Source organism: Dongia deserti, from assembly GCF_003574735.1.
GTDB classification, from domain to species: Bacteria; Pseudomonadota; Alphaproteobacteria; order Dongiales; family Dongiaceae; genus Dongia_A; species Dongia_A deserti.
This window is the reverse complement of the sequence record NZ_QORW01000002.1, coordinates 158,764-184,061: the sequence shown is the minus strand read 5'-3', so window position 1 is coordinate 184,061 and position 25,298 is coordinate 158,764. Positions and strand designations below refer to the sequence as shown.

Annotated in this window: 25 protein-coding genes and 1 other RNA gene; 11 read left to right on the top strand and 15 right to left on the bottom strand. The window is 64.1% G+C overall.

Annotation, left to right across the window (positions count from 1 at the left end; translation table 11 throughout):
* Position 1 precedes the first annotated feature (1 nt).
* Positions 2–1,402 carry an FAD-binding oxidoreductase gene (locus DTX69_RS03895; RefSeq protein ID WP_119300193.1) on the top strand — a complete coding sequence of 467 codons (1,401 nt, stop codon included), beginning with the start codon at positions 2–4 and terminating at the stop codon, positions 1,400–1,402.
* Between the two features lie 8 nt (positions 1,403–1,410).
* On the opposite strand, the gene DTX69_RS30935 is transcribed toward DTX69_RS03895, so the two are convergent.
* The gene (locus DTX69_RS30935) at positions 1,411–1,563 is read right to left on the bottom strand and encodes a CPCC family cysteine-rich protein (protein WP_407643969.1); all 153 of its coding nucleotides are present in this window, start codon (positions 1,561–1,563) and stop codon (positions 1,411–1,413) included.
* 199 nt (positions 1,564–1,762) lie between these two features.
* Entirely contained in the window at positions 1,763–1,960 is a 198-nt protein-coding gene (locus tag DTX69_RS03885) for a DUF4169 family protein (protein WP_119300191.1), read from the bottom strand.
* 167 nt (positions 1,961–2,127) lie between these two features.
* Here DTX69_RS03885 and DTX69_RS03880 point away from each other — a divergent pair, with 167 nt between their 5' ends.
* Together DTX69_RS03880 and DTX69_RS03875 are read left to right on the top strand one after the other, a co-directional pair.
* Positions 2,128–6,420 (top strand): AsmA family protein, encoded by a 4,293-nt coding sequence (locus tag DTX69_RS03880; protein ID WP_119300190.1) that lies wholly within the window; start codon positions 2,128–2,130, stop codon positions 6,418–6,420.
* Between the two features lie 109 nt (positions 6,421–6,529).
* Positions 6,530–7,387 carry an AraC family transcriptional regulator gene (locus tag DTX69_RS03875; protein ID WP_119300189.1) on the top strand — a complete coding sequence of 286 codons (858 nt, stop codon included), beginning with the start codon at positions 6,530–6,532 and terminating at the stop codon, positions 7,385–7,387.
* Between the two features lie 3 nt (positions 7,388–7,390).
* Here the strand turns inward: DTX69_RS03875 and DTX69_RS03870 are convergent, their stop codons facing one another.
* The 4 genes from DTX69_RS03870 to fumC form a co-directional block, all read right to left on the bottom strand.
* The gene (locus DTX69_RS03870) at positions 7,391–7,705 is read right to left on the bottom strand and encodes a ribosomal protein L7/L12 (RefSeq protein ID WP_284735531.1); all 315 of its coding nucleotides are present in this window, start codon (positions 7,703–7,705) and stop codon (positions 7,391–7,393) included.
* A gap of 49 nt (positions 7,706–7,754) precedes the next feature.
* Positions 7,755–9,371, bottom strand: a complete 1,617-nt coding sequence (locus DTX69_RS03865; RefSeq protein ID WP_119300188.1) for a GMC family oxidoreductase — start codon at positions 9,369–9,371, stop codon at positions 7,755–7,757.
* Positions 9,368–9,610 (bottom strand): ribbon-helix-helix domain-containing protein, encoded by a 243-nt coding sequence (locus DTX69_RS03860; RefSeq protein ID WP_284735530.1) that lies wholly within the window; start codon positions 9,608–9,610, stop codon positions 9,368–9,370. Before DTX69_RS03860 ends, DTX69_RS03865 begins: the two co-directional genes overlap by 4 nt.
* Before the next feature lie 162 nt (positions 9,611–9,772).
* A complete protein-coding gene (gene fumC, locus DTX69_RS03855) occupies positions 9,773–11,173 on the bottom strand; it encodes a class II fumarate hydratase (RefSeq protein WP_119300187.1) in 1,401 nt (466 codons plus the stop codon).
* A gap of 122 nt (positions 11,174–11,295) precedes the next feature.
* On the opposite strand from fumC, the gene DTX69_RS03850 reads away from it, so the two are divergent.
* The gene (locus tag DTX69_RS03850; protein ID WP_119300186.1) at positions 11,296–12,084 is read left to right on the top strand and encodes a class I SAM-dependent methyltransferase; all 789 of its coding nucleotides are present in this window, start codon (positions 11,296–11,298) and stop codon (positions 12,082–12,084) included.
* On the opposite strand, the gene DTX69_RS03845 is transcribed toward DTX69_RS03850, so the two are convergent.
* From DTX69_RS03845 to ssrA, 7 genes are all read right to left on the bottom strand, one after another.
* Entirely contained in the window at positions 12,085–12,465 is a 381-nt protein-coding gene (locus tag DTX69_RS03845) for a TfoX/Sxy family protein (RefSeq protein WP_162916631.1), read from the bottom strand.
* Complete coding sequence (locus DTX69_RS03840) at positions 12,428–13,657, bottom strand: MFS transporter (RefSeq protein WP_162916629.1); 1,230 nt, start codon at positions 13,655–13,657, stop codon at positions 12,428–12,430. Before DTX69_RS03840 ends, DTX69_RS03845 begins: the two co-directional genes overlap by 38 nt.
* A 27-nt stretch (positions 13,658–13,684) precedes the next feature.
* Positions 13,685–14,116, bottom strand: coding sequence for a hypothetical protein (locus DTX69_RS03835; RefSeq protein ID WP_119300183.1), 432 nt, complete (start codon positions 14,114–14,116; stop codon positions 13,685–13,687).
* Positions 14,117–14,346: 230 nt separating this feature from the next.
* Entirely contained in the window at positions 14,347–14,592 is a 246-nt protein-coding gene (locus tag DTX69_RS03830; RefSeq protein ID WP_162916627.1) for a hypothetical protein, read from the bottom strand.
* 460 nt (positions 14,593–15,052) lie between these two features.
* Positions 15,053–15,427, bottom strand: coding sequence for a YybH family protein (locus tag DTX69_RS03825; RefSeq protein WP_119300181.1), 375 nt, complete (start codon positions 15,425–15,427; stop codon positions 15,053–15,055).
* Positions 15,428–15,494: 67 nt separating this feature from the next.
* Positions 15,495–16,007, bottom strand: coding sequence for an SspB family protein (locus DTX69_RS03820; RefSeq protein ID WP_119300180.1), 513 nt, complete (start codon positions 16,005–16,007; stop codon positions 15,495–15,497).
* 80 nt (positions 16,008–16,087) lie between these two features.
* Positions 16,088–16,410: a transfer-messenger RNA gene (ssrA, locus tag DTX69_RS03815) on the bottom strand.
* A 112-nt stretch (positions 16,411–16,522) separates the two neighbouring features.
* On the opposite strand from ssrA, the gene thyX reads away from it, so the two are divergent.
* Both thyX and DTX69_RS03805 read left to right on the top strand, forming a co-directional pair.
* Positions 16,523–17,455, top strand: coding sequence for an FAD-dependent thymidylate synthase (gene thyX / locus DTX69_RS03810; protein WP_119300179.1), 933 nt, complete (start codon positions 16,523–16,525; stop codon positions 17,453–17,455).
* A 2-nt stretch (positions 17,456–17,457) separates the two neighbouring features.
* Positions 17,458–17,841 (top strand): thiol-disulfide oxidoreductase DCC family protein, encoded by a 384-nt coding sequence (locus DTX69_RS03805; protein ID WP_284735529.1) that lies wholly within the window; start codon positions 17,458–17,460, stop codon positions 17,839–17,841.
* Positions 17,842–17,900: 59 nt separating this feature from the next.
* Here DTX69_RS03805 and DTX69_RS03800 read toward each other — a convergent pair whose 3' ends face one another.
* Entirely contained in the window at positions 17,901–18,515 is a 615-nt protein-coding gene (locus tag DTX69_RS03800; protein ID WP_119300177.1) for an MlaC/ttg2D family ABC transporter substrate-binding protein, read from the bottom strand.
* Positions 18,516–18,785: 270 nt separating this feature from the next.
* Here DTX69_RS03800 and DTX69_RS03795 point away from each other — a divergent pair, with 270 nt between their 5' ends.
* The gene (locus DTX69_RS03795) at positions 18,786–19,826 is read left to right on the top strand and encodes a questin oxidase family protein (RefSeq protein WP_119300176.1); all 1,041 of its coding nucleotides are present in this window, start codon (positions 18,786–18,788) and stop codon (positions 19,824–19,826) included.
* A 68-nt stretch (positions 19,827–19,894) separates the two neighbouring features.
* A complete protein-coding gene (locus tag DTX69_RS03790) occupies positions 19,895–20,149 on the top strand; it encodes a hypothetical protein (RefSeq protein ID WP_162916625.1) in 255 nt (84 codons plus the stop codon).
* A gap of 7 nt (positions 20,150–20,156) precedes the next feature.
* Here the strand turns inward: DTX69_RS03790 and apbC are convergent, their stop codons facing one another.
* The gene (gene apbC, locus DTX69_RS03785; RefSeq protein ID WP_119300174.1) at positions 20,157–21,281 is read right to left on the bottom strand and encodes an iron-sulfur cluster carrier protein ApbC; all 1,125 of its coding nucleotides are present in this window, start codon (positions 21,279–21,281) and stop codon (positions 20,157–20,159) included.
* Between the two features lie 222 nt (positions 21,282–21,503).
* Here apbC and hflK point away from each other — a divergent pair, with 222 nt between their 5' ends.
* The 3 genes from hflK to DTX69_RS03770 all read left to right on the top strand — a co-directional run bounded on the left by hflK (position 21,504) and on the right by DTX69_RS03770 (position 25,263).
* Positions 21,504–22,721 carry an FtsH protease activity modulator HflK gene (hflK, locus tag DTX69_RS03780; protein ID WP_119300173.1) on the top strand — a complete coding sequence of 406 codons (1,218 nt, stop codon included), beginning with the start codon at positions 21,504–21,506 and terminating at the stop codon, positions 22,719–22,721.
* On the top strand, positions 22,721–23,632 hold the full coding sequence (gene hflC / locus DTX69_RS03775; protein ID WP_119300172.1) for a protease modulator HflC: 912 nt from the start codon (positions 22,721–22,723) through the stop codon (positions 23,630–23,632). The genes hflK and hflC overlap by 1 nt, the downstream gene beginning before the upstream one ends.
* Before the next feature lie 137 nt (positions 23,633–23,769).
* Positions 23,770–25,263 (top strand): DegQ family serine endoprotease, encoded by a 1,494-nt coding sequence (locus DTX69_RS03770; protein WP_119300430.1) that lies wholly within the window; start codon positions 23,770–23,772, stop codon positions 25,261–25,263.
* The last annotated feature ends 35 nt before the right edge of the window (positions 25,264–25,298 follow it).

Sequence of the window (25,298 nt, the reverse complement as noted above, 5' to 3'; positions counted from 1 at the left end):
CATGGCCATTGCCAATACGTCCCGACGCGTTCCGGAACCTGCTCCGCTGATCGAAGCGCTGCATGCCATGCTGGGCGAGCGCTGCAGCGTCAATCCCGGCATTCTCGATCGCCACGGGCACGACGAGAGCTATCACGAGACCCACAAGCCGGACGTCGTGGTGTTTCCGGAGAGCACGGAGGAAGTCGCCGCGATCATGCGCCTCGCGCGCAAGCATAGCGCGCCGGTGATTCCGTTCGGCGTCGGCACGTCACTCGAGGGGCATGTTGCGGCGCTCGAGGGCGGCGTCTCGATCGACATGAGCCGCATGAACCGAGTTGTCGAGGTGAATGCGGAGGATCTCGACGTGCTGGTCGAGGCCGGCGTCACGCGCAAGCAGCTCAACACCTACCTGCGCGACCAGGGCCTGTTCTTCCCGATCGATCCCGGCGCGGATGCTACGATCGGCGGCATGACCTCGACCCGCGCCAGCGGCACAAACGCGGTGCGCTACGGCACGATGCGGGAGAACGTGCTGGGCCTCACCATCGTGACTGCCGATGGGCGCATCATGAAGACTGGCGGCCGCGCGCGCAAATCGGCGGCGGGTTACGATTTGACGCGGCTGTTCGTCGGATCGGAAGGCACGCTCGGCGTCATCGCGGAAGTGCGCCTGCGCCTCTACGGTATTCCCGAGACGATGGCGGCGGCGGTCACGCCATTCCCGACCGTCGCCGATGCGGTTAACACGGTGATCAACGTCATCCAGGCCGGTATTCCGGTCGCGCGCATCGAGCTGCTGGACGATTTCCAGATGAAGGCCAGCAACCAGTACTCGAAGCTGGACTATGCCGAGCAGCCGACCTTGTTCATCGAGTTCCACGGCAGCGAAAAGGGCGTCGCGGAGCAGGTCGAGCTGGTAAGGGCCATCGCTGCCGAGTATGGCGGCGGCGATTTCCGCTGGAGCGTGAAGCCGGAGGAGCGCACCAAGCTCTGGCAGGCGCGGCATGATGCCTATTATGCCGGCCTCTCGATGCGGCCGGGCTCGAAAGGCTGGCCAACCGACGTGTGCGTGCCGATCTCGCGCCTCGCCGAGTGCATCGTGGAGACGCGCAAGGACATCGAGGCGAGCGGACTTGTCGCCATGATCCTGGGCCATGTCGGCGATGGCAATTTCCACGTGACGATCGTCATCAATCCCGACGATCCGGCGGAGCTGAGGCGCGCCGAGGCCTTCAACGACCGCTTGGTCGATCGTGCGCTGGCGATGGGCGGCACCTGCACCGGCGAGCACGGCATCGGCTTCGGCAAGATCGCGTTCCTCGAGCGCGAGCATGGCGAAGCGGTCGGCCTGATGCGCCTTATCAAACAGACGCTGGACCCGGAGAACCGGATGAATCCGGGGAAGATTTTCAGGGTGTGAGGGTCGAGCTAGCGCGTTGGGGTACTAGTCGCGCACCAGTGCTGTCTCGCCTCGTTCAGGCTCATCTTGTTTGCGCCGCCACGGTAATTAAGATCAGCGGATTGCACAGGGTCATCTTCCCAGTTGCAAACTCCGCAGATCTCGTAGCTGCCCAACTTCACCGAAAGCGGGGCTTCCACAACACGGGCATGGAACTAAATCGCCGTTGGCGCCCATCATAGTCACATTCCTCAATCTGTCACCCCGGACAGCCGCGAAGCGGCGTGATCCGGGGTCCATGGATGGGCTTGGCGCCAAGCGGCGCAATGGACCCCGGCTCGGAGGCCGGGGTGACATAGGAGTGGTGGCGCGGGTGAGCGTTTAGTCCTCACGCTCATCCTTCGGCTTTTCCCGCCGGTGGCCCTCGTGGATCTTCTCGGCCTTGGCTTCCAGCAGGCGCTCGCGCTCGCGGTCGGCTTTGATCCGGCCCCATTTGACGCGGCGCTCGCGGGCTCGGCGCTTGTCTTCCTCGCGCTGCTTGGCCTTGCGGACGTGGTTCAGATTGACAATCTCAGCCATATCAAGGGCCTTCGGGCTCGCGAAAATTTCACCTGGGTCGGGCGAGTTGTGCTTGCGAGGCATTTTGTCCCGCAGCGATAATGACCGCAAGCGGTTCCGATTCTGAATTCGGCCCCGGAACCCGAGGGGTGAGCCGACCCGGCTAGCCACAAAAGGGCAGGAACGACATGAAGAAAGTGCTGTGGATCGTCGGCGGCCTCGTTGGCCTCCTCGTTGTGGTGGCGTTGGCGGCGCCGTTTTTTATCGATCTCAACGATTATAAGGCGGAGATCGCGGCGCAGGCGAAGAAGGCGACTGGGCGTGACCTCGCGATCGACGGAGACATCTCGCTCACGATCCTGCCCACACCCGGCGTGACGGTCTCCGGCGTCCGCTTCGGCAACGCGCCGGGAGGCAGCCAACCCGACATGGCGACCCTCGAGTCGGCGAAAGTGAACGTGGCGTTGATGCCGCTGATCTCCGGCAAGGTCGAGGTAGAAGAGGTGGTCCTCGAAAAGCCGACCTTCGTCTTCGAGAAGCTGAAGGATGGCAGCGGCAACTGGCAGATCGCGCCCGAAGTCGAGGCGCCGGAAGCCGGTGTGGTTCCGGAGCCAAGCACGGCGCCCCCATCCGGCGGCGGCGACATGGCGGTGGTGATCAAGAGTGCCTCGATCGAAGGCGGCACGCTCATCTATCGCGACCTCGCCGCCGGCACCGAGCAGAAGGTGGAGAATCTCAACATAGATCTGTCGCTGGACAGCCTCACCGGGCCTTTCCAGGCCGAAGGCGGCGCCACCGTCGTCAACATCCCGCTCGGCTTCCGCATCAAGACCGGTGCGCTCAATCAGCAGGCGCCGATGCCGGTGGAGGTCACCTTCAACCTGACCGAGGCGAAAGCCACCATCGGCTTCGTCGGCCAGGTCGATGTGTCCGCGGTGGAGGATGCCAGCAAGCCCATCGTCACCGGCAAGCTCTCCAGCAAGGGCGAGAACCTGGCGCAGCTGATCGCGAGCATGCCGAACCAGTCGGCCGACGGGCTGCCGCCGATCATGGCGCAGGCGTTCGCGGTCGATGCCGACATCAAGGCCGGCAAAACCAATGCCGGGACGGACAATTTCACCGCCACGCTGGGCGATCTGAACGCCAAGGCGAACGTCGCCGCCAATTACGAGGCGGCACCGACCGTGAAAGCGAACGTCGCCGTCGGCCGCGTCGACCTGGACAAGTTGATGCCGGCCGGCGAGGCGAAGCAGGAGAGCGCGGAAGCGCCGGCGCAATCGCCAGCGGGGCCGGCCAAGCCGGCCGAGCCCTTCAGCCTGCCGGCCGACGTGACGGCCGACCTCGGCATGACGGTCGAGCAGATTGTCTACAAGGGTCAGGCGATCGAAAACACGAACGTTGCCGTACAGCTGGCGAAAGGCGTGCTCACCATCAAGACCGCGTCCGCCAAGCTGCCGGGCAGTAGCACCGTGGCACTCAACGGCGCGCTCAGCGCGCAGAACGGCCAGCCGAACTTCGACGGAACGCTGAAGGCCGATTCGAGCAATCTGCGCGCCCTGATCGACGCGTTTGTGCCGGGGGCGGTCAAGGATGTGCCGGACGATCGCCTGCGCAGGTTCGCGCTCAATACCGGTGTCAAATACAATCCTTCCCAGGCGGAGCTCGCTAATCTCAAGGCCACGCTCGACCAATCGAACATCACCGGCGGCGTGGCGCTGGCGTTGCCGGATGGCGCGCAGCGCAAGCAGATGGGCCTTGGCGTCGGCCTCGCGATCGACAAGCTGAATGTAGACGGCTACATGCCGGTCAAGTCCGCGAAAGAGGAAGCGCAGCCCGCGACGACCGACAAGAAGCCGGACCAGGGCGGCAATCCGCTGAAGGCGCTGGCGCCGCTCGCCGACTACAACGCCAATGTCGACTTCAAGGCCGGCTCGCTCACCATGAACGAGCAGCAGATCAGCGGCTTGCGGCTGGTGGCACAGGTTGCGAACGGCGCGCTCGACGTGAAGGAGCTGAGCGTCGCCGACTTCCAGGGCGGCAAGGCGAACGTTGCTGCGAAGATCACGGACCTCAAAGGCGATCCGAAGTTCGATTCCAAGTTTGACGTGACCGCGAAGGATGCCGGGCGTGTGCTGCAGATGGCCGGCATGGGCCCGCAGCCGCAGGGCAAGTTCGGCGCGCTCACGCTGAAAGGCACCGCGGCCGGAACCCCGACCGATGTTACCTATGACGTGAATGCGGCGATGGCCGGCATCGGCTTCCAGGGCGCGGCCAAGGGCACGGCCAACGGCATCGGCCAGGGGATTCCGAAGATCAACTCCACTTTCGACATCAAGGCCAAGGACCTGGGCCCGATCGCCGAATTGACCGGCGCGCCGGCCGATGCGGCCAAGAACATGGGCGCCGTCAGCTTCACCGGACAGGCGCAAAGCGGCGCCGACGATCTGACCTACGACGTCGCGCTGGCGATGGCCGGCATCGGAGGCAAAGGCACGCTGAAGGGCAAGGTCGCCGGCATCTCGGGTACGCCGCAAATCGACACCGCGCTCAACCTCACCGCGGACAAGCCGGCGCCTCTGCTGCAGCTGGCGGGCCTTGCCGGGCCGAAAGCGAAATCGGTCGGCGCGCTGGGCATCGCCGGCACGCTCAAGGGCAGCGCGGAGGACATGGCGCTGGATCTCAATCTCAACGGCATCGGTGGCAAGGCGAAGGTCGCCGGCACCGTGCAGATGCCGAAGGGCAAGGATCCCAACAATCCACCTCCGGTCGGCTTCAACATCGCCTTGTCGGCGGACCATCCGGAGTTCACGCAGCTGCTGCAGATGGCGGACATCCAGAGTTCCGGCGTCAAGGCCGGGCCGCTGAAGGCATCGCTGAAAGCGCAAGGCAACACCAAGAATGCCAAGGTCTCCGACCTGAACGCCGCCTGGGGCAACAGCTCGATCGCCGGCAACGCCAGCTATGACGCGACCGGCGCCAAGCCGATGGTCGTCGCCAATCTCAAAGGCGGTGTCGTCAATCTGACACCCTTCATGGGGGGCGATAGCGGCAAGTCGGCCGCCGGTGCGGGTTCCGGCGGTGGCGGCAAGGGCGGTTCGCCCTGGTCCAAGGAACCGCTCGATCTGTCGGCGCTCCGGAACCAGGACGCGGACATCGACTTCACCGCGAAGTCCCTGATCATGCCGGACCAGCAGATCGACGACCTGGTCGCAAAGATCACGGTGCGCAACGGCGTGGCCACCATGCAGACGCTACAGGGCAAGATCTATGGCGGCGGCTTCAACCTCGGCGGCACCACCGTAGATGCCAGCACGCCGACCACCAAGCTCGACGCCAAGGTGGCCGTGGACAAGATCCAGGTCGGTCAGTTGGCTGGCGGCGGCATCGCCGGCAACCAGATCAAGGGCCCGCTCTCGCTCAACCTCAACGCCACCGGCGCGGGTGAAAGCCAGGCTGCGTTGATGCGCTCGCTCGCCGGTAGCGGCAACATCGACGGCACCGTGCAGATCATCGGCAAGATGGAGCAGCAGGTCGGCTCCGCCCTGATCGGTGTTCTCGGTGCGAAGGTGAAGCAGGTGCAGGGCATCACCAGTGCGGTGAACGGCATCCTCTCATCCTACACCGGCGTCGACAACAAGCTGGACGGCACGTTCAACATCAAGCAGGGCGTGCTCAACACCCAGGACTTCGCCTTCGTGAACCCGCGGGCGCGCGGCACGGCCAAGGGCGATTTCGACATCGGCGGTTGGGCGATGGACATGATCGTCGACCTGTTCGGCAAGGACGCGCAGGAGGCGTTCATGAGCATCGCGCTGGATGGGCCGATGACGCCAACGCCGAGATTCGCCACCAACGGCGCCGCCGGTGCGACTGGCCTCATGGGGCTGACGCAGCAGGGCGCGTTCAATCCGGGCGGCCTGGTGGACGAGATTCCCGGACTCAAGAAGCTGCCGGGCATCGGCAACCTGCTGGGCGGCCAGCAGACCGCGCCGGCGACCAGCACGGAAGGTCAGCCGGGTGCTCAGATTCCCGGCGTCGGCACTGTGCCGGGGGTGAAGCTGCCAGGCGTGGGCGATCTGCTGGGCGGGGGGAAGCAACAACAACAACCACAACAGCAACAGCAGCAACAGCCCGGCGCCGTTCTGCCGGGTGTCGGCGACCTGTTCGGCGGCACGACCAAGAAGAAACAGCAGCAGCAACAGCAGCCGGCGCAACAGCAGCAACAGCAGCCGAGCGAACCGGGCGCTGCGGTGCCAGGCACAGCGCCAGCGGAAGAGGCCCCTGCCGAACAAGCGCCCGCTGAGGAAGCGCCAGCCGAACAGGCACCGGAGCCGGAGCAGCAGGCACCGGCAGAACAACCAGCCGAACCTGGCGCGACCGAGCCCGGCGCTGTTCCGCCCGGCGAACAGCAGCCGCAGCAGGAGCAAAAGCAGCCGGACATCATTATCCCTGGCCTGAAGCTGCCAGGCTTCGGCGACTAGCCAGTCTTCGAGATCACATATGGATCGGGCGGCCACTACGCCGCCCGTTTCATGCGAGGCGATGCATTCCGCAAGATTTGTCAAATCGATCCGTGCTTAGCTGCCGCCCATGACGCGAGCGGGCAACAATCACTGGATCGAGTATGGCGAGCGCATGGATCGCGTGACGGCCTATGTGTTCGATCACCTGGATGACGAACTCGATCTGAACAAGCTGGCGGAGGTCGCCTGCCTCTCGCCCTATCACTGGCATCGCATCTATCATGCCATGCGCGGCGAGACGATCGCGACGACGGTGCGGCGCCTGCGCTTGCACCGCGCCACCGGTTGGCTCACCCACACCGATCGTCCAATCGAGGAGATCGCGGAGAAGTCCGGCTTCGGCGGTGTCGAATCCTTCACGCGCGCCTTCAAAGCGGCTTATGGCATGCCGCCGGCGAAATACCGCCGGGAAGGCAGCCATCGCCGCTTCGATCCAGCCACGAAACACGGGAGCTCAACCATGCAGCACGTCGAGATCCGTACTCTGCCGCAGATGCAGGCGGTAACGATTCCGCACCGCGGCTCCTACATGGAGATCGGCCGCGCGTTCGAGAAACTGTTCGGCGTCTTGGGTGCGCGCAACCTGCTCGGTCCGGGGCTGCGCATGTTCGGCATCTACTATGATGATCCTGCCTCTGTGCCGCAGGCAGAGCTGCGGTCGCGCGCCGCCATCATTGCGCCCGCAGCGCTGTCGATCGAGCCGCCGCTCGAGCCCGTCATCATCGCCGCCGGCGAGTATGCAGTGCTGCGCCACAAGGGTCCGTATGCGGACATGCGTGGCGCCTATGAATGGCTCTACGGCACATGGCTGCCGCAATCCGCCCGCGAGCCCGCCGACGCGCCGTGCGTGGAGGAGTATCTCAACACCCCGCGCGACACACCGCCGACGGAGCTGATCTCGGACATATATCTGCCGCTGAAATGAGGCTTACTTGGGGCGAATGCGGTCGAGCGAGTCGACGATGCCCTTCGCGTCCGCCAAGCCAAGGCCGGTGGCTTCGCGCAACAGCTTGATTGCTTCGATCTTCTGGCCGCCCGCGGACAGCCGGCGTACCTCGTCGAGGACCTTGGGGTCGATATCCAGCTCCTGGCCTTCGATCTCCGCCGCGACTGCGCCGCCGTCCGGAGCGATCATCTTCGGCTTGTCGCCTCCGCCCACGTCCTTCGGCCGACGACCGAACGCCCGCATGACCAGGAAGATCACCGCCAGGATGACGATTCCGAGGATGAGGTATTTGAGCATGCAGCCATGGTGAGATCGCGCGCTCCGGATGACAAGCGCAATCTGCGGGTCAGGCTCGGCGGTCCTCGCGCAGCATGGCAGCACCCTTCTCGGCGATCATCAGGGTCGGCGCGTTGGTGTTGCCAGAGGTGATGGTCGGCATGATCGAGGCGTCGATCACGCGCAGGCGCTCGATGCCGCGCACCCGCAGCCGCTCGTCGACCACGGCCCTGTCGTCGCGGCCCATCTTCGCCGTGCCCACCGGGTGAAAGATGGTGGTGCCGATCTGCCCGGCCGCCTCGGCCAGCTCCTCGTCGCTCTGGAAGGCAAGGCCGGGCTTGAACTCCTCCGGCGCGTGCGGCTGCATCGGTGCCGCCTGCATGATGCGGCGGGTGAGGCGGATCGCGGAAGCCGCGACCAATCGGTCGCGCTGCGTGGAGAGGTAGTTGGGACGGATCGCCGGCGACTCACCGAAATGCGCGCTCACGGAATGGACACTGCCGCGGCTCTCCGGGCGCAGATTGCACACGCTCATGGTCACGGCGGGGAAGGGATGCAAGGGCTCGCCGAACCGATCCAGCGACAGCGGCTGGATGTGATATTCGAGGTCGGGCGTCTCGAGGCTCGGATCCGACTTGGCGAAGGCGCCCAGCTGGCTCGGCGCCATGGACATTGGCCCGCTCTGCCGCAGCAGGTATTCGAAGCCGATGCGCGCCTTGCCCCACAGGCTCGCCGATAATGTGTTGAGCGTCAGCGCGTTTTGGACCTTGTAGATCAGACGCAGCTGCAGATGGTCCTGAAGGTTCTCGCCGACGCCGGGCAGCGCATGCACGATCTCGATGCCGAGATCGTACAGCCGCGCGGCCTCTCCGACGCCGGAGAGCTCGAGCAGATGCGGCGAGCCGATGGCGCCGGCACTCAGGATCACTTCACCGCGCGCTCGTGCGACCTGGTCCGCGCCGGCGACGCTTGCCTGCACGCCGACCGCGCGCCGATTCTCGATCAGCACGCGCTTCGCCTGCGCCTGCGAGACGATGCGCAGATTGGGCCTGTTGCGCACCGGCTTCAGGAACGCCCTGGCGGTGTTGACACGGAGGCCGCCGCGCTGCGTCACGTGGAAATAGGCGACGCCGTGATTGTCGCCACGGTTGAAGTCGGTGACGCTGGGGATGCCGGTCGCGACCGCCGCCTCACGGATCGTATCCAGGATCGGCCAGTGCAGGCGCTGGCGATCGATGCGCCATTCGCCGCCGGCGCCGTGCGCGTCGTCGGCGCCGTGCAGGTAATCCTCGTGCCGCCTGAAATGCGGAAGCACGTCATCCCAGCCCCAGCCCTGGTTTCCGAGCTGCCGCCAGTGGTCGTAATCGCGCGCCTGCCCGCGCATGTAGATCATGCCGTTGATGGAGGAGCAGCCGCCCAGCACCTTGCCGCGCGGATAGTTGATGGCGCGCCCGCCGAGCCCCGGCTCCGCTTCCGTCTTGAAGCACCAGTCGGTGCGCGGGTTCCCCATGCAATAGAGATAGCCGACCGGGATGTGGATCCAGAGGTAGTCGTCCTTGCCGCCAGCCTCGAGCAGCAGGACGGACACGCCCGGATCGGCGGACAGGCGATTGGCCAGCAGGCACCCGGCGGTGCCGCCGCCGACAATGATGTAGTCGTAGGTGCCGAGCGTTGGTTCCTGAGTCATGCCCTGCCTGCGCGTGACTGCGATAGTACATAGACTCTGAGCGCGCTTGAAAGGTTGGGGGGCGGATCCATTTCGCCGCGCCTGCTGTCGATTTCAGCGATCAATTCAGAGAGCGAGCGGCGGCGTTCCTTCGCGATGCTCTTGAGCGCGCGCCAGAAGATAGCCTCGAGCGTGACGCTGGTGCGATGGCCGGCAATCGCGACGGAATGCTTCTCCAGGCGATGGTCGGAAGCACTCATCGCCGACGCTTGCTCCCTCCGTCATCCCGGACAGCCACGAAGTGGCGTGATCCGGGGTCCATTGTTCGGACGCTGGAGCGGCTGAGGAATGGGCCCCGGCTCAAGGCCGGGGTGACGGTCTGCGAAGTGGTTCTGCCGTGCGTCAACACCACGACTACCGCGTCACTTCGGTCCCAGCATGTCCTGGGGCCGCACCCATTTGTCGAACTGCTCGGAGGTCAGCAGGTCGAGCTCCAGCGCGGCCTGCTTCAGGCTCTTGCCTTCCTTGTGCGCCTTCTTCGCGACCTTGGCGGCGTTGTCGTAGCCGATGCGGGTGTTGAGCGCGGTCACCAGCATCAGCGACTGCTCGAGCAGCTGCTTGATGCGTGGCAAATTGACCGTGATGCCGGCGACGCAATTATCGGTGAAGCTGCGGCAAGCATCCGCGATCAAGCGGCCGGACTGCAATACGTTGTAGATGATGACCGGCTTGAACACGTTGAGTTCGAGATGGCCGTTGGAGCCGGCGATCGTCACGGTCACGTGGTTGCCCATCACCTGCGCGCAGACCATGGTCATGGCCTCGGCCTGGGTCGGATTGACCTTGCCCGGCATGATGGAGGAGCCGGGCTCGTTCTCCGGCAGGTTGATCTCCGCAATGCCGGAGCGCGGGCCGGAGCCCAAGAGGCGCAGGTCGTTCGCGATCTTCATGAGAGAGGCCGCCAGCACGTTGTAGGCGCCGGAGATCTCCACCATCGCATCGTGGGCCGCGAGCGCCTCGAACTTGTTCTTCGCCGGCACGAACGGCAGGCCGGTCAGCTTCTTCAGCTCATCCGCAAACGCCTTGTCGAATCCTTTGGCGCTGTTGAGGCCGGTGCCGACCGCGGTGCCGCCTTGCGCCAGCGCATAGAGCCGCGGCAGGCAGGCCTTCACGCGATCGATGCCGAGGCGCAGCTGCATCGCATAGCCGGAGAACTCCTGGCCGAGCGTAACCGGTGTCGCATCCTGCAGATGGGTGCGGCCGATCTTGATGACCTTGGCGAATTCCTTGCTCTTGGTCTCCAGCGCCCTGGCGAGGTGATCGAGCGCCGGCAGCACCAGATCGTGGACCTGCTGCACGGCGGCGATATGCATGGCGGTCGGGAAGGAGTCATTGGAGGACTGACCGTAGTTCACTTGGTCATTCGGGTGCACCGGCTTCTTGTCGCCGCGCTTGCCACCCAGCATCTCGTTGGCGCGGTTGGCGATGACCTCGTTGAGGTTCATGTTGGTCTGCGTGCCGGATCCGGTCTGCCACACTACCAGCGGGAAGTGATCGTCGAGCTGTCCGTTCGCCACTTCCGCCGCGGCCGCGGCGATCGCCTTGCCGATCTTCTTGTCGAGCTTGCCCGCCGCCATGTTGGCCTCCGCCGCCGCCTGCTTGAGCAGGCCGAAGGCGCGGATCAAAGGCGTCGGCATACGCTCGCCGCCGATCTTGAAGTTCTGGAACGAACGCTGGGTCTGCGCGCCCCACAGTTTGTCAGCCGGCACGTCGATCGGGCCGAAGGAGTCGCTCTCGGTGCGCGTGTTCTTCTGCTTGGCCATGGAGGTCCCCGTTGGCGAATGGAATGGCGAGGGTTCTAGCCGGAAACGCCTGATTTTTGAAGCGGCGCATTGACCCAGCGGGATGCAAGGACTTAGGGTGCGCGCCGCAAGCCGAGGGGATCATGGACAGCCGCATCACCGCCAATCGCCGCCTGTGGAACGAATGGGCGCGGATCAACCAGGAGTCCGCATTCTATGACATGGCGGGTTTCCGGGCCGGCCAGACCTCACTGAAACACATCGAGCTGGAGGAAGTGGGCGATGTCGCGGGCAAGAGCCTGCTGCACCTGCAGTGCCATTTCGGGCAGGACACCTTGTCGTGGGCACGCCGCGGCGCGCAGGTCACCGGTGTGGACCTGTCGCCGGAGGCGATCGCGCGGGCGCAGGCCCTGGCACAGGAACTCGGCATCGATGCGCGTTTCGTCTGTGCCGACGTGCTGGATCCCACGGCGCTGGGCGATGCACAGTTCGACATCGTGTTCACGTCGTACGGCTCCTTGAACTGGCTGCCCGATCTCGATGCCTGGGCAGGGGTGATCGCGCGCCATCTGAAGCCGGGCGGACGCTTTCATATCGTGGAGTTCCATCCCATCATCTCCGCGCTCGACGAGGACGCGAAGCAGATCACGTCCGGCTATTTCAACAGCGGCGAGGCGCTGCGCTTCGAATCGACGACCAGCTATGCCGGCGGCGAACATGCGCCGATCGAATGCTACGAGTGGCCGCACAGCCTTGCCGAGATCGTGCAAGCGCTGCTCGACGCCGGCCTCATGCTGACCAGCCTCAAGGAGTTTCCGTACTGCGTGCACAAGTGTTGGAACTTCCTGGTGGAAAGCGAGCCTGGCCGTTTCGTGGTGAATCACCATCCAGGCAAGCTGCCGCTGCTGTTCTCGATCAGCGCGCGGAAATAGCTAGAACGGAAAATCCTTCTTGCGCGGCGCGCGCTTCGGTTTTGCTGATTTGGCGCGTCGTGCTGCATCGAGCGCTTTGCCGACCCAGCGCCGCAGCTTGCGCATATCCTTGAATGTCTCTGCCGGACATTGCCAATAGGACGTGGTGACGAGACCCTTGCGGTTGCTTTCGAACGAGAATGGCTTCGAATGCGCCTTCACGTAGTCACTGCGATTCGTCTCATCGGTCTTCAAGTAGAGCGTGTCATAGGCGATGAGGCCGAAGAACAGGTCGTTCAGATAGAGCCCGTGCCCACCGAACATTGCGCGCGACCGGAACGCGCCGAGCGGAGTCAGGCTGGCTTCAAGCCTTGCGATGATCACGTGCGCCTTTGTCGTCACTGCCGGTCCTCAGCATGAGCTTCAGGATCAAGGGCCCGCAGGCCACGCCGGCGCCCAGGATAGCAAAACCCGCGAACCAGGATCCGGCAGCATGATCGCCGCCGATATCCAGCGCCAGCCCGAAAGCGAGCGGGCCGAGGCTGGCTGCCCCGAAACCTAGCAGCGAATGCAGCGCCATGGTGGCACCGCTCTGGCCCGGCTTTGCCTGGGCGACGGCGCCCGCGGTGAGCGATGCGGAATCGGCGGTCACGAACAGCGAGTAGATCCCACCAAGGACGAGCAGAAGAGGGAAGGGCAGGAAGGAGCCAGCGCCGAACGCGAGCGCAAGGGCGACGGAGATGAACATCGCCAGCACGAGCTGGCGCTGCCGGCCGATCTTCAGCGCAAATTCGTTGCCGATGATGCTGGACGGCATGCCGAGCAGCAGCAGGACCGCGCCCCACAGCGCATACGACGTATCGCCAGTCGGCGCCAGGCTGCCGGTCGCGGCGAACAACAGATAGGCGACCAGCCAGGCGCGGAAGCCATACAGCTCCCACATATGCGCGGCGTAGGCGAGCGAGTAGGCGAGGGCGTTGCGGTTGTGCGCCGCCTGCCAGAGCGCCCCCCAGGCTGGCATCGGCGGGTGTTTTTCTCCCGGCCGCGATCGAATGAGGGCGGCGACCAGCAGCAAGGCCAGTCCGTTGCCGAGTGCAGAAAGCACGAAAGCCGCTGCCGGCTCGATCGCATGGCCGATCGCGCCTGTGGCCGCTGTCGAGGCGCTCGCACCCAGGCTGAAGCTCGCTGTGTAGAAAGCGAGGCAGCGGCTCTGCTTCGGGCCCTCGATGGAGTCAGTGAGGATCTTGAGCCCGGGCATATAGGTGCCGGCCAGCGCGATGCCCGCCAAGCCGCGGAACAAGGCAGCGGACCACAGGTCGCGCGCGAGGAAGGCGAGGCCGAGGCTGGCCCCGATACCGAGCGCTGTGGCAAACAGATAGATGGTGCGCGGATCACGCCGGTCAGTCCCGGTGACGAGGATCGGCACGGCCACGACATAGCCGACATTGAACGCGCCTTCGACGATGCCGATCTCCGCGTTGCCCAGCGACCAGGCAAAGCGCAGCTCCGGCAACAGCGCCGCGACCGCACTGTAGCCTGCCATGTTCAGCGCTTCAGCGAGACAGAGCAGCAGAGTGAGGCGCCAGGCCGGCATGGACTGCCCGCTGTTTTCCACTAGGACCTAGACCTCATCGTGGCGCAGTAAGATATCGACCATTTCCGGCTTCATTCGTCTGAGAGCGTACTGGAACTCCGCATCGTAGCAGCGGTCGTTCGGCCACGATCTTGTCCACTTCCTGGCGTATCGTCTAACGAAGAGTGCCATGTCTGCGGCCCTCAAGGCCTGCTTTTGATCGCGATTGAACCGGCGACGTCTTGGGCCGTTCTGCACGCTCGTGGTGGTGGATGCCTTCCTGAAGCGGGGCGTCGGTCGAGCCTTCAACAGATTTCTGGTTTCTATGCAGATCCGGTGAAGGTCGGCCCTTACCCGCTGGCTGACCAGAATGTCTCCGCGAAGCTCACTGGCCGCCATGCAGGCCACCTCAAGCTGTGCTCTCACCTGCAGAGTGGCCAAACTGCCCGATGTCAGCGATTCGCCCAACTGGAATCGCATCTCGGCATCTATCTCGGACCAACTTGTATATTTTCCGCTACCTGCGAGCTCACGCGCTCGCCTAAGGAAGCGTACTTCGCGGTCTTTTCGATTCACTCGTTCAATCCCCGAAACAGTATGGCGCGCGCCAACACCCCGCGCGCTCTTCAGAGCACACGGCCTTCACACTTCAGACTTGGCGTGAAAACGATGGGCTCACGCGTGAGAGCCCATCGCTCATCCAGCCGGCATTATGTCCGGCTGCGGTCCAGACCGATATCCTGCAACAGCTTGCGGTTCAGTCCGTCCGGCAGGTCGGGTGGCGACTGTCCGTTCAGCCACCGCAGCGACTTGTAGTCGGGATCGCGCCCGAACTGTCTGTCGGCGGTGGTCAAACGGATGTCGTGGTCGGCGACCTGCGGATGACCGAACAGCCAGGACAGGAGAGTCGAATGGATCGGCATGGTATGCTCCATCTGCTTGGGGTTGCGTGACATGCGCGCGTGATCAAACCGCGCTGCCGAGAGGCCGGCGATGAACGGAGCCACACCCTGAAGAGAACCGACGCCTGCGGCTCTCCGGAAAAGACGGAAGCCGAGGTGTCCACGAAGGCCGCAAAATGCGGTGACTCGATATAGCGACGCCGCCTGGGCGGCCGTCAGTTCAAATCAGTTATTCTGGAAACGCAGAAGGTGCGGAGCCGGAATCGACCAGCGTCGATGACAGCTAGCAGGCGCTAAGCCCTACGATGGTTTGATACATCATGCGCACCCTCCTCACTTGAGAAGTGTGTTCTTTGTAGCTGATGGATACGCGACGGGTCAATTACGAAGGATGCGATGCATAGTAAATGCGTGCGTCTGTGGCGAGGATGCATCAGTGAACGCGCTCACCTCACAGGCATTGAAGCAGTACAATTGGGCTGAACGAGCGCAGATCGGAAGAGCGTCTGCTTACTCATCGCGGCTGTTCTGTTGCGATGGTGTAGCGATCGATCGCCCACAGCCACGTGCCGTCGCGTTGCCGGCGCGCGACTTCGGCCGTCACGCTGCCATCCGGCAAACGGGTCGAGGTGAGCGCCAGGTCACCGCAGACCAACGGCGCTTGCTGCTCTCCGCGGGCAAACTTGCGTCCGCTCGCCACGACTTCCGCGAAATACTGGTGAATCTCCTGGTGACCGCGCAGCATCCGGCCCTCGCCGCAATCGACCACAGCTTGCGGTTCGAACAACGCAACCATGCCTTCGACATCGCCTGCATGCTGCCTGTCAATCAACAGGCGCTCCAGATCCTGCGGATCGCGTGCCGGCTCCCGATTCGTTTGCTCGGTCATGAAAATGCTCCTCGTGACTCATCGTACCCGGCGTGGGCACGCGTTGGCACATTTGAACGTTGGATTGCTACTTCTTGCGGAAGGCGTCGAGGGCGACGACCTGCGCGCCAGACTTGGCGTCGCCTGCCTTGTCCTCGATGAGGCGTGGCAGGTCGTTGAGGTCCTTGGGCATGACGGTCTTGCCGGTCGCGATGTCGGGCTCCGCGACCTCGCCTTCGCCGTGCGCCGTAGATTCGAACTGAAGGCCGAACTTCACCGAAGGGTCAGCGAAGCTGACAATGGAACGATATGGAACGACCAGACGCTCATGCTTGCCACCAAAGCTCAGGGTGACGGCGAAGCCGTCGTCGCCGACCTCCAGGCCCCAGAACTGATGTTGGAGCACGATGGTCATTTCCTTGGGGTATTGCGACTTCAGGGCCGGCGCCATCTGCACGCCAGGCTCGCCGGTCCGGAACGTGAGGTAGAAATGATGGTCGCCGGGCAGCCCGGTCGCCGATACGTCGCTCAACGCACGACGGACGACGCCGCGCAGGGCATCCTCGACCATCCGGTCATAGCGTAACCAGTCCTTGCTCATACGCCCGGCATTCTCCCCAGCCCATTCTCACCCGTGGGCACGCCAGCAAACCCTGAACTCTTCGCTCCAATACTAAAATCAGTGGGGGGCATTCTGTTGCCCGGCGCCCCCCGGACCGCGCTTACCTATTAGGCAGCGAGAGCCAAACGGCTATTGTCGTTGGCACTTCTAGGTTGGCCCGATAACGGCGGATACCATGCCGGGCGAAAACCTTACCTTTACCACGCGCGTCGATCCTATTTCGCCCCCATAAGCCGCGCCGGCTGGAAGCCGGTTCGGAATTTGGTGGAGGCGCCGGGTACCGCCCCCGGGTCCGCAACGCTTATTCCATAAGGCGTTTATCGCCATAGTCGGTTTCCCGACAGGTCTAAATATAGGGACTTTGTAGGGGAATCAAAAGGGTTAACAGAGGGGGTATGCATTGTGGGTATGCGTCGCGGCTATGCGTTGTGTGGCCGGCCGAAAGGGGGCATAAGGCGAGCCTGTCGCAACCGTCGAATCAAGCACCGAATCTCATGTCCTTAACCAAAGACCAGCAAGCCGAAATCGACCGCCAGCGTGCGGAAACCGCCGCCACCCGCCGTGCCGTCTGCCCGGGGCTTGAGGAGGTGCTCTACCAGGCCTTCCCGGTGCTGGATCACGGCTTCATCCGGGTCATCGATTACATGGGCGACGATGCGGCGGTGGTGCAGTCGGCACGTGTCTCCTATGGCCGCGGCACCAAGAAGGTGAGCGAGGATCGCGGGCTCATCCACTATTTGATGCGCCACCGCCACTCGACGCCGTTCGAGATGTGCGAGATCAAGTTCCACGTGAAACTGCCGATCTTCGTGGCGCGACAGTGGATCCGCCACCGCACGGCCAATGTGAATGAATATTCCGCGCGCTACTCAATTCTCGACCGCGAATTCTACGTGCCTTCGGAGGAGAACCTAGCCGCGCAGTCGGTGGCCAACCGGCAGGGCCGGGGCGACGTGCTGACGGGATCGGAGGCGGCGCAGGTCCTGGACCTGCTGCGCAGCGATGCGACCCAGGTCTACGACCATTATCTCACCATGCTCAACGAGAGCGAGGACGGGCAGAAAATCGACGAAGCCCGCCAGGGCTTGGCGCGCGAGCTCGCGCGCATGAGTCTCGGGCTCAACTTCTATACCCAGTGGTACTGGAAGGTGGATCTGCATAACCTCATGCATTTCCTCAGCTTGCGCGCCGACGCCCATGCACAGTACGAGATCCGCGTCTATGCCGACGTGATGGTCGACCTGCTCAAGCGCTGGGTGCCGCTGACGGCCGAGGCGTTCGTCGAGCACCGGCTGCATGGCGTCACTTTGTCCAAGTCCGCTTGGGCCACGATCAAGCGTATGCTGAAGGGCGAAAGCGTCACCCAGGAAGCGAGCGGCCTCGGCAAGCGCGAATGGAACGAGCTGCAGGCGCTCCTCAAGGAGTAGGTTTGCCGGCAAAGCCGAAGCTCTACTACAACTCCGCCTGCCCGGTCTGCCGCACGGGGATCGAGCAGCAGCGTGCGAAGATGGACGCCACCCTGCCGGAGGGCAGCGACAGCATCGCTTGGTGCGACATCGCGGCGACGCCTGAAGCCGCCAAGGAGATCGACCGCAGCGTCGATCAGATCCGTCACAGCTTGCACCTCGTCGATGAGAACGGTCGCCTGCTGGTTGGCGCGGATGTGGCGATCGCCGTGTGGCAGATGACACCAGGACGGCGTTGGCTGGGACAACTCGTCGGCCTGCCGGGAATCCGCCAGCTCGCGCGCTGGGGCTACAATCGCTTCGCCGACCGCCTGTTCGCCTGGAACAAGGGGCACGGGCGCTGGTAGGATTCCGCGGCGTCAATCTTCGCGCATTCCCAGCGACAATCCTTGAACTGTCTCTGTCGCTATTGCCTGGCTGCCAGCAATTCCTCCAGACGCTCGAGCCCACCGGAAAGCATGACGGCGCCGAACGCGGCCCGGTACGTGGTGGCAAGGCTGATGCCCTCGCTCATGACGTCGACGACCTTGTAGCTGCCGTCCACCGGACGGAGACGCCAAGTGATTGGCTCAGGACGCGAGTCCATCTTTCTGATGATGCTGTCGACAGCCGGTTTGTCCGGGATCGAGGACCAGCTGGACATGGCGATGTCAACCGAAGCGGATGCACCCTCCGCGATCTTCGTATAGAAGGCATCGACGAGGTATCCAGCAAGCAGGCCTTCGAAGCGCTGCTGGCGTTCGGGGTTGGCCTTGGTTAGCTGGTCCATCGTCATGAAGCGTGCCATGCCCTGAATATCCATTTTCGTTGCGAACAGATCAAGGAGAGCCGCGCGGCGCTCTTCCACCGTGATCGCTTCCGCGCGAAACAGGCCGAAGGCTTCGTCAAGGAATGCGGCAACGAATTCGGATGGGTTCTCCGCAGCCCGAGCAGGGATCGACCCCAGAAGGACTGCCAGCACGGGGCCGGCGAGAAATAACCGATAGGGCCAGGCGCGCATGGCTGCCGGTTCCTTGGCCATTGTGCCAGGATTGTCAGAGCTGCAAGGGCAAGCAAAAAATTCGAACGGGAGAGCGGATCAAAAGTTCCGATCGCTTTCATAACAAAGCGGCGATGCGGCGTCGATGATCGCGAGATGTCCCAAGCAACCGCTGCCGTGAGCCCGCGTTATCAAGCGCCGACCTGAATTTAAGGACGTCCGGCATCGGCCAGTCCCGCGTTGGTGCTGCGATCGCTTCGCCGACGACGGTTCGCCTGGAACAAGTGGCATGGACGCTGGTAGCATTCGCCAATGCCTATCCTAGCGAAGCTGCTGACCGAGGCGGAGGTCTATGACCCGGAATATGGCGGCGGGCTGTGCAACCACCTGCCGATGGCACTGGTGGCTCTGGAGCAGATGGGGGCAACCCCTGCGCGCCTCGACGATTATCGTCGCACCCACGTGTCCTGGCTGGAGAAGCTGCCGGACGGCGAGCGGGTCGGCATTGGGGCGTGGCCGTTCCGCAAAGCCGATCGCGCTGCCTTTCGTGATCTGCGGGCCGATTTCCGGCAGCGCATCGCGCGCGAGGGCTGGGAACCCGTGCTGCGCGCTTCTTTGCCCGAGCTGGCGCCCGGTCTATCAGCAGCCGCATTCCATGCGCTGATCCGCACAGCGATGGGTGTCGTCGCAAAGCATGACGGCGAGATTGCGGCGGGCTTGGCCTATTGGGCGGCGCACTGGCAGCGCCTCGGCGTCGTGCTCGATGCGCCCGCAGAGAGCGAGCGATCTGCTGATCCACTGGCTTTGCTCGAGCGGCTGCATGACGATGCGCGCTTTGCCTTTGATCCGAAACAGGCGCCGGATTTGATTGACGACGCCTTGCTCACGGTCGGCGGGTTGAGCGGGTTCGACGAGGCGATTCACTGGCTCGATCCAGCCGCCAGCATCGCGGACGTCGCGCGTGCTGCCGGCGTTCTTTACGCGGCCACCGGCGACTTCACCGCGCTGCACACGGTCACCGGCACGCAAGCCGTTGCAGTGCTGCTGCCCTATGTGCAGGAGCCAAAGGTGATGCTGCCGTGGCTGTGGCAAGGATTGGCCGCCGCGTATATTGCCATCGGCCGGCCCGCGATTCCGGAAACCGACATTGTCGAAGCCCGGCGTGCGGCCGAGACGCCAGCCTGGCTCGACCTGCTTGGCAGCGCGGTGGCGGAAGAAGACGAGCACACAGTGAAGCTGTGCTATTCGGCCCTGTTCCTCGGCCGATTGACCGGCGATCGCCTGTTCCGCTGGCTCGCCGCGCGCGAAGTCGGCGCGCTCAAAGATGTCGGCTTGCCTGCCTGGCGGCGTTGATCCAGTCGTGATCGCGTGCTTAGTTCAGCGTCCGGATCTCGCTGGGGGAACAATCGATGGATTGGGTAGTGCGGAATATTTCGCTGCTGGCGTTTCTGCTGGTGCTGGTCGTGCTCGGCGGGGCCCTGCTCAGCCTCATCGCGATCCTCGGCTCCCTGGAGCGCCTGGGCATAGCTCTAGTGCTAGGAGAGTTGTTCGGATTAGCAATCCTGTTAATCGCGACAGCAGTCGGTTACGCCCTTCTGCTGCGGTTTCTTGCGCTGTGCGACGACATCGCCGTCATTCGCAAGGCGCAGACCGGCACGCCGTCCAGCTTCGACTGATGTTGGCCTACTGGATGACGATGCGCGGGCCCTGGCGCGCTTGGGCGCCGGCGAGCTTGGCCCAGATCCGCTGCGCGATCTCGCGATAGGCGGCGGCGTGCGGCGATTTCGGGTCACTGACCACGATCGGATGGCCGCCGTCGGAGGTTTCGCGGATCGTAATGTCGAGCGGGATCTCGCCCAGGAAATCGACACCGAAGCGCTCCGCTTCGCGCCTGGCGCCGCCGTGGGCGAAGATGTCGCTGCGGTGGCCGCAGTTCGGGCAGGCGAAGTAGCTCATGTTCTCGATGATGCCGAGCACCGGCACATCGACCTTGCGGAACATGTTGAGCCCCTTCTTCGCGTCGAGCAGCGCGATGTCCTGCGGCGTCGAGACGATGACGGCACCGGAGAGCGGCACGTTCTGCGACATGGTGAGCTGCGTATCGCCGGTGCCCGGCGGCAGATCGCAGACGAGAATGTCGAGATCGCCCCAGGCGACGTCGCGCAGCAACTGCGTGATCGCGCTCATCACCATCGGGCCGCGCCAGATCATCGGCGTCTCTTCGTCGATCAGGAAGCCCATCGACATGACCTTGATGCCGTGGTTCTCCATCGGCTCCATCACCTTGCCGTCCTTGCTGGTCGGCCGGCCTTTGACACCCATCATGCGCGGCTGCGACGGGCCATAGACGTCCGCATCCAGCAGCCCGACCTTGAGGCCGTTGACATGCAGCGCGAGCGCGAGATTGGCGGCGGTGGTCGACTTGCCGACGCCGCCCTTGCCGCTCGCCACCGCAATGATGTGCTTGATACCGGGCAGATTGAGGCGATTGCCCCCCGGCTGGGCATGACCGTGCCCGTGCGGGCGTTGCGGGCCGCTTGCCCGCTGCGCCGTCTGCGGCGCGGCGCGATGGGCGGTCAGCACCACTGTGGCGCTCAGCACCCCGGGCAGATCCGTGACCGCCTTCTCGGCGGCCTTGCGGACCGGCTCCATCACCGGCGCCTGGGCGGGGTTCACCTCGATGGCGAAGCTGATATGGCCGTCCCTCAGCGCCAGGCCGCTCACCATCCCGGCTGCCACGATATCGCCACCTTGCGGCATTCGAATGGCCCGAAGGGCCTCAATAACCTGGGTTTCGGTGACGGCCATGCTTGAAACACCTTTGGTGGCGGACGATATCCGTTCTATCCGGCCGCCAGGGAGGGCAACCAGCGCGGCTTACCCACATTGCGCGACCGGCGCGCCCCTGTCATATAAGGCCCCGGGTCGGCGATGCAATTCATAGATTGCGGCCGGTCCGGAGGCTCCTGGCGGGTACTCAGGTTTCCGCCGCAATGAACATAAATTTTCCAGGAATTAGCTGGAGTTATCATGGCTTGGAACAATCAGGGCGGCCCGTGGGGCGGCGGTGGTGGTCAGGGGGGCGGGGGAAGCCCGTGGTCGCGTGGCCCGGGTGGCGGCGGTCAGCCGCCCGACTTCGAGGAAATGCTCCGGCGCGGCCAGGACCGCATGAAGAACCTGGTCCCCGGCGGCATGGGCCCCGGCAAGGTGGGCGCCTTGATCGCCGGCATCGCGGTGCTGCTGTGGCTGGCGAGCGGCCTGTACCAGGTGCAGCCCGGCGAGGTCGGCGTTCCCCTGGTCTTCGGCAAATATAGAGGCGAGACTACGCCGGACGGCCTGCATTGGAACTGGCCATCGCCGATCGGCAGCGTACTCACGCCCAACGTCAACCAGCGCAACACGGTCGAGATCGGCTTTCGCGGGGGTTCGACCGGTTCGACCACCTCGGCCGGCGGCAGCGCGATCGAGGAAGAGGGCCTGATCCTCACCGGCGATGAAAACATCGTGCAGGTCGAGACGGTCGTGCAATGGCACATCGCCGACGTCGAGAAGTACCTGTTTGAAATTCGCGACCCGATCGAATCGCTGTCGCCCGACGCGGTCAAGAACGACACAGTCAAGAACGCGGTGGAGGCCGCGATCCGCGAGATCATCGGGCAGAACGACTTTAGCTTTGTCTACACCCAGGGCCGCGAGACAATCGGTTCCCGCGCGCAGAGCTTGGCGCAGCGGATTCTCGACAGCTACAATTCCGGCATCTCCATCGACAATCTGTCGCTGCAACGGGTCGACGCTCCCCAGGAGGCGATCGAGGCCTTCCGCGATGTGCAGAAGGCGCGCGCGGACAAGGAAAGCTCCGTGAACGAGGCGCAGGCCTACTTCAACAGGGTCACCCAGGACGCTGCCGGCCGGGCGATCCAGATGGTGAGGGAAGCGGAGGCTTATCGCACCGAGAAGATCGCCATCTCGACCGGCGACGCGCAGCGCTTCCTCTCCGTCTATGAGCAGTACCGGCAGAATCCCGATGTCACGTCCAGGCGGCTCTATCTCGAGACCCTGGAATCGATCATGGGCAACATGGACAAGATCCTCATCGATACCGGCGGACAAGGCAGCGGCGCCGTTCCTTATCTGCCGCTGGACCAGCTTCTGAAGAATCGCAAGGCTCCGCCGCCGGCCACGGGCGGAGAGCTTGAACCGAGCGCGCAGGCGCCGTCGCCCACGACCGTCACGAGCGGAGGAAACTGATGCGACGCAACGCTGTACTTGCTCTCCTCATCAGTGCGGTTGTCGCCGTCATCGTGTTGTATTCGGCGACCTTCTTCGTGCAGCAATCGCAAAATGCGGTTGTCGTGCGCTTCGGCCAGCTGATCGAAACGGTGGAGAGCGATCCGGGCCTGCACTGGCGCGTCCCCTTCATCGACAACGTGACCTATATCGACCGCCGTATCATCAACATCGATGCGCCGTCCGTCGAGCTGACCACGCAGGACCAGAAGCGCGTGGTGATTTCCGCCTACCTCCGATACAGGATCGTCGACCCGGAGACGTTCTATCGTGTCGCGCGCATCGAGCAGAACGCCGAGCGGCGATTGGTCGCCGTCTTGAATCAGGTGATGCGCGACGTGTTTGGCTCCGTGCCCATGCAGGATGTGCTGACCGAGAAGCGCGCCGCCTTGATGACCACGGTGACCCAGCGGCTGGTGCCGACCGGTAAGCAATTCGGCGTCGACGTGTTCGACGTCCGATTCAAGCGTGTCGACCTGCCGACGGCGAACAGCGAGGCGATCTACAACCGCATGCGCACGCAGCGTGCCCAGGAAGCGGCGCAATTCCGGGCCGAAGGCGAGGCCGAAGCGCGCGCCAAGCGCGCCGACGCGGACAAGCAGCGCATCGAGGTCCTGGCGGATGCCCGGCGGCAGTCGGAGATTCTGCGCGGCGAGGGCGACGCGGAAGCGACCCGCATCTACAACGAGGCATTCGGCCGGGATCCCGAGTTCTTCGACTTTTATCGGTCGCTGCAGGCGATGCGAACCGGCCTCAACGGCAACACTACCACCTTCGTGGGCGAGCCGAAGGGCGATTTCTTCCGCTTTTTCGAGCAGAACAGAGGCGCCCAGGGGCAACTCCCGGCGCTCAGAACCGATAAACAACAATGAGACCGATGACGGGTTTGTGATCCAAGACTGTCGGTCCGCCGTGGTTTGAGTCTATGATCCAGTAGTGGCGCGGAACGCGTGGCTTCCCGCGCTGCAGGCTGCCGGTGTTCGCAGAGGAGGTTTTGGACGTGCAGAACATGACATACGTTCGCAGCAAAGGCCGCGCGTGCGCAGTAGCGGCAGCGGCGGATGCGGCGGCGAGTACGGGAACCTGGCTGCGGGCTGCCATGGCGGTGGCGCTGTCAGTTCTGGCACTGGTCTGGGCGCAGCAGGCCTTTGCGCGATCGGCGCCCGAGAGCTTCGCGGACCTGGTCGATCGGGTGATTCCTGCCGTGGTGAATGTCTCTAGCACCCAGAAGGTGCCGCAGAGCCAGCAGATGCAGGACCTGGACGAGATGTTCCGCGACTTCCTGGATCGGCGCGAAGGTCAGCCCCCGCAGCGGCCGCCGCGCGGTGGAAGTTCGCTCGGCTCGGGCTTCATCATCGATCCCGCGGGCTACATCGTCACCAACAACCATGTGATCGAAGACGCCGAAGAGATCATGGTGCTCACGCACGACAATGAAGAGCTGAAGGCCACCATTGTCGGACGCGACGAGAAGACCGACCTTGCGCTGCTGAAGGTTGATGCCAAGAAGCCGCTGCCGGCACTGAAATGGGGCGATTCCGAAGCGCTACGGATCGGCGACTGGGTTATGGCGATCGGCAACCCGTTCGGCCTCGGTGGTTCGGTGACGGCGGGCATCGTGTCGGCACGCCAGCGCGATATCAATTCCGGCCCCTACGACGATTACATCCAGACCGACGCATCCATCAATCGCGGCAATTCCGGCGGCCCGATGTTCAACATGGATGGCGAAGTGGTGGGCATCAACACCGCGATCTTCTCGCCCTCGGGCGGATCTGTCGGCATCGGCTTCGCGATTCCAGCGAACCTCGCCAGGCCGATCATCTCGCAGATTAAGGAGTTCGGTAAGCCGAAGCGCGGCTGGCTGGGTGTGCGGATTCAGACCGTCAGCCCGGAGCTGGCGGAAGGACTGCGCCTCAAGGAGCCGAAGGGCGCGCTGGTTGCCAGCGTCACCAAGGACGGTCCGGCGGACAAGGCCGGCATCAAGCAGGGCGACGTGGTGCTGAAGTTCGACGGGAAGGAGATCACGCAGATGCGCGGCCTGCCCCGCATCGTGGCGGAGACCGAGACCGGCAAGACCACTGACGTGGTGATCTGGCGGAAAGGTTCAGAAGTGACCCTGAGGGTCACGGTCGGCGAGCTGACCGAAGAAGCGGAACAGAAGACTCTGGCCAGCATCGAGACGCCGCCGAGTGCCGCGGCCACCGTCGACCTGCTGGGCCTCAAGCTATCCGCCATCACCGACGAGCTGCGCAAGAAGCACCAGATCCCAGGCGATGCCGAAGGGGTCGTGGTGGTGGAAGTGGCGCAGACCGGGCCGGCGGCAGAGAAGGACATGCGCCCCGGCGACGTGATCGCCGAAGTGGATCAGAAGGCGGTGACCTCGCCGGAAGACGTCGCCCAGCGTGTCAAGGCTGCGCAGGACAACGGCTATCGGGTCGTCACGCTGCTGGTCAACCGCGGCGGCGAATTCCAGTGGATCGCGCTGAAGATCACGCAGTAGCTGGAACGAGCGGACTTAGACAGCGCGTCCTCCAG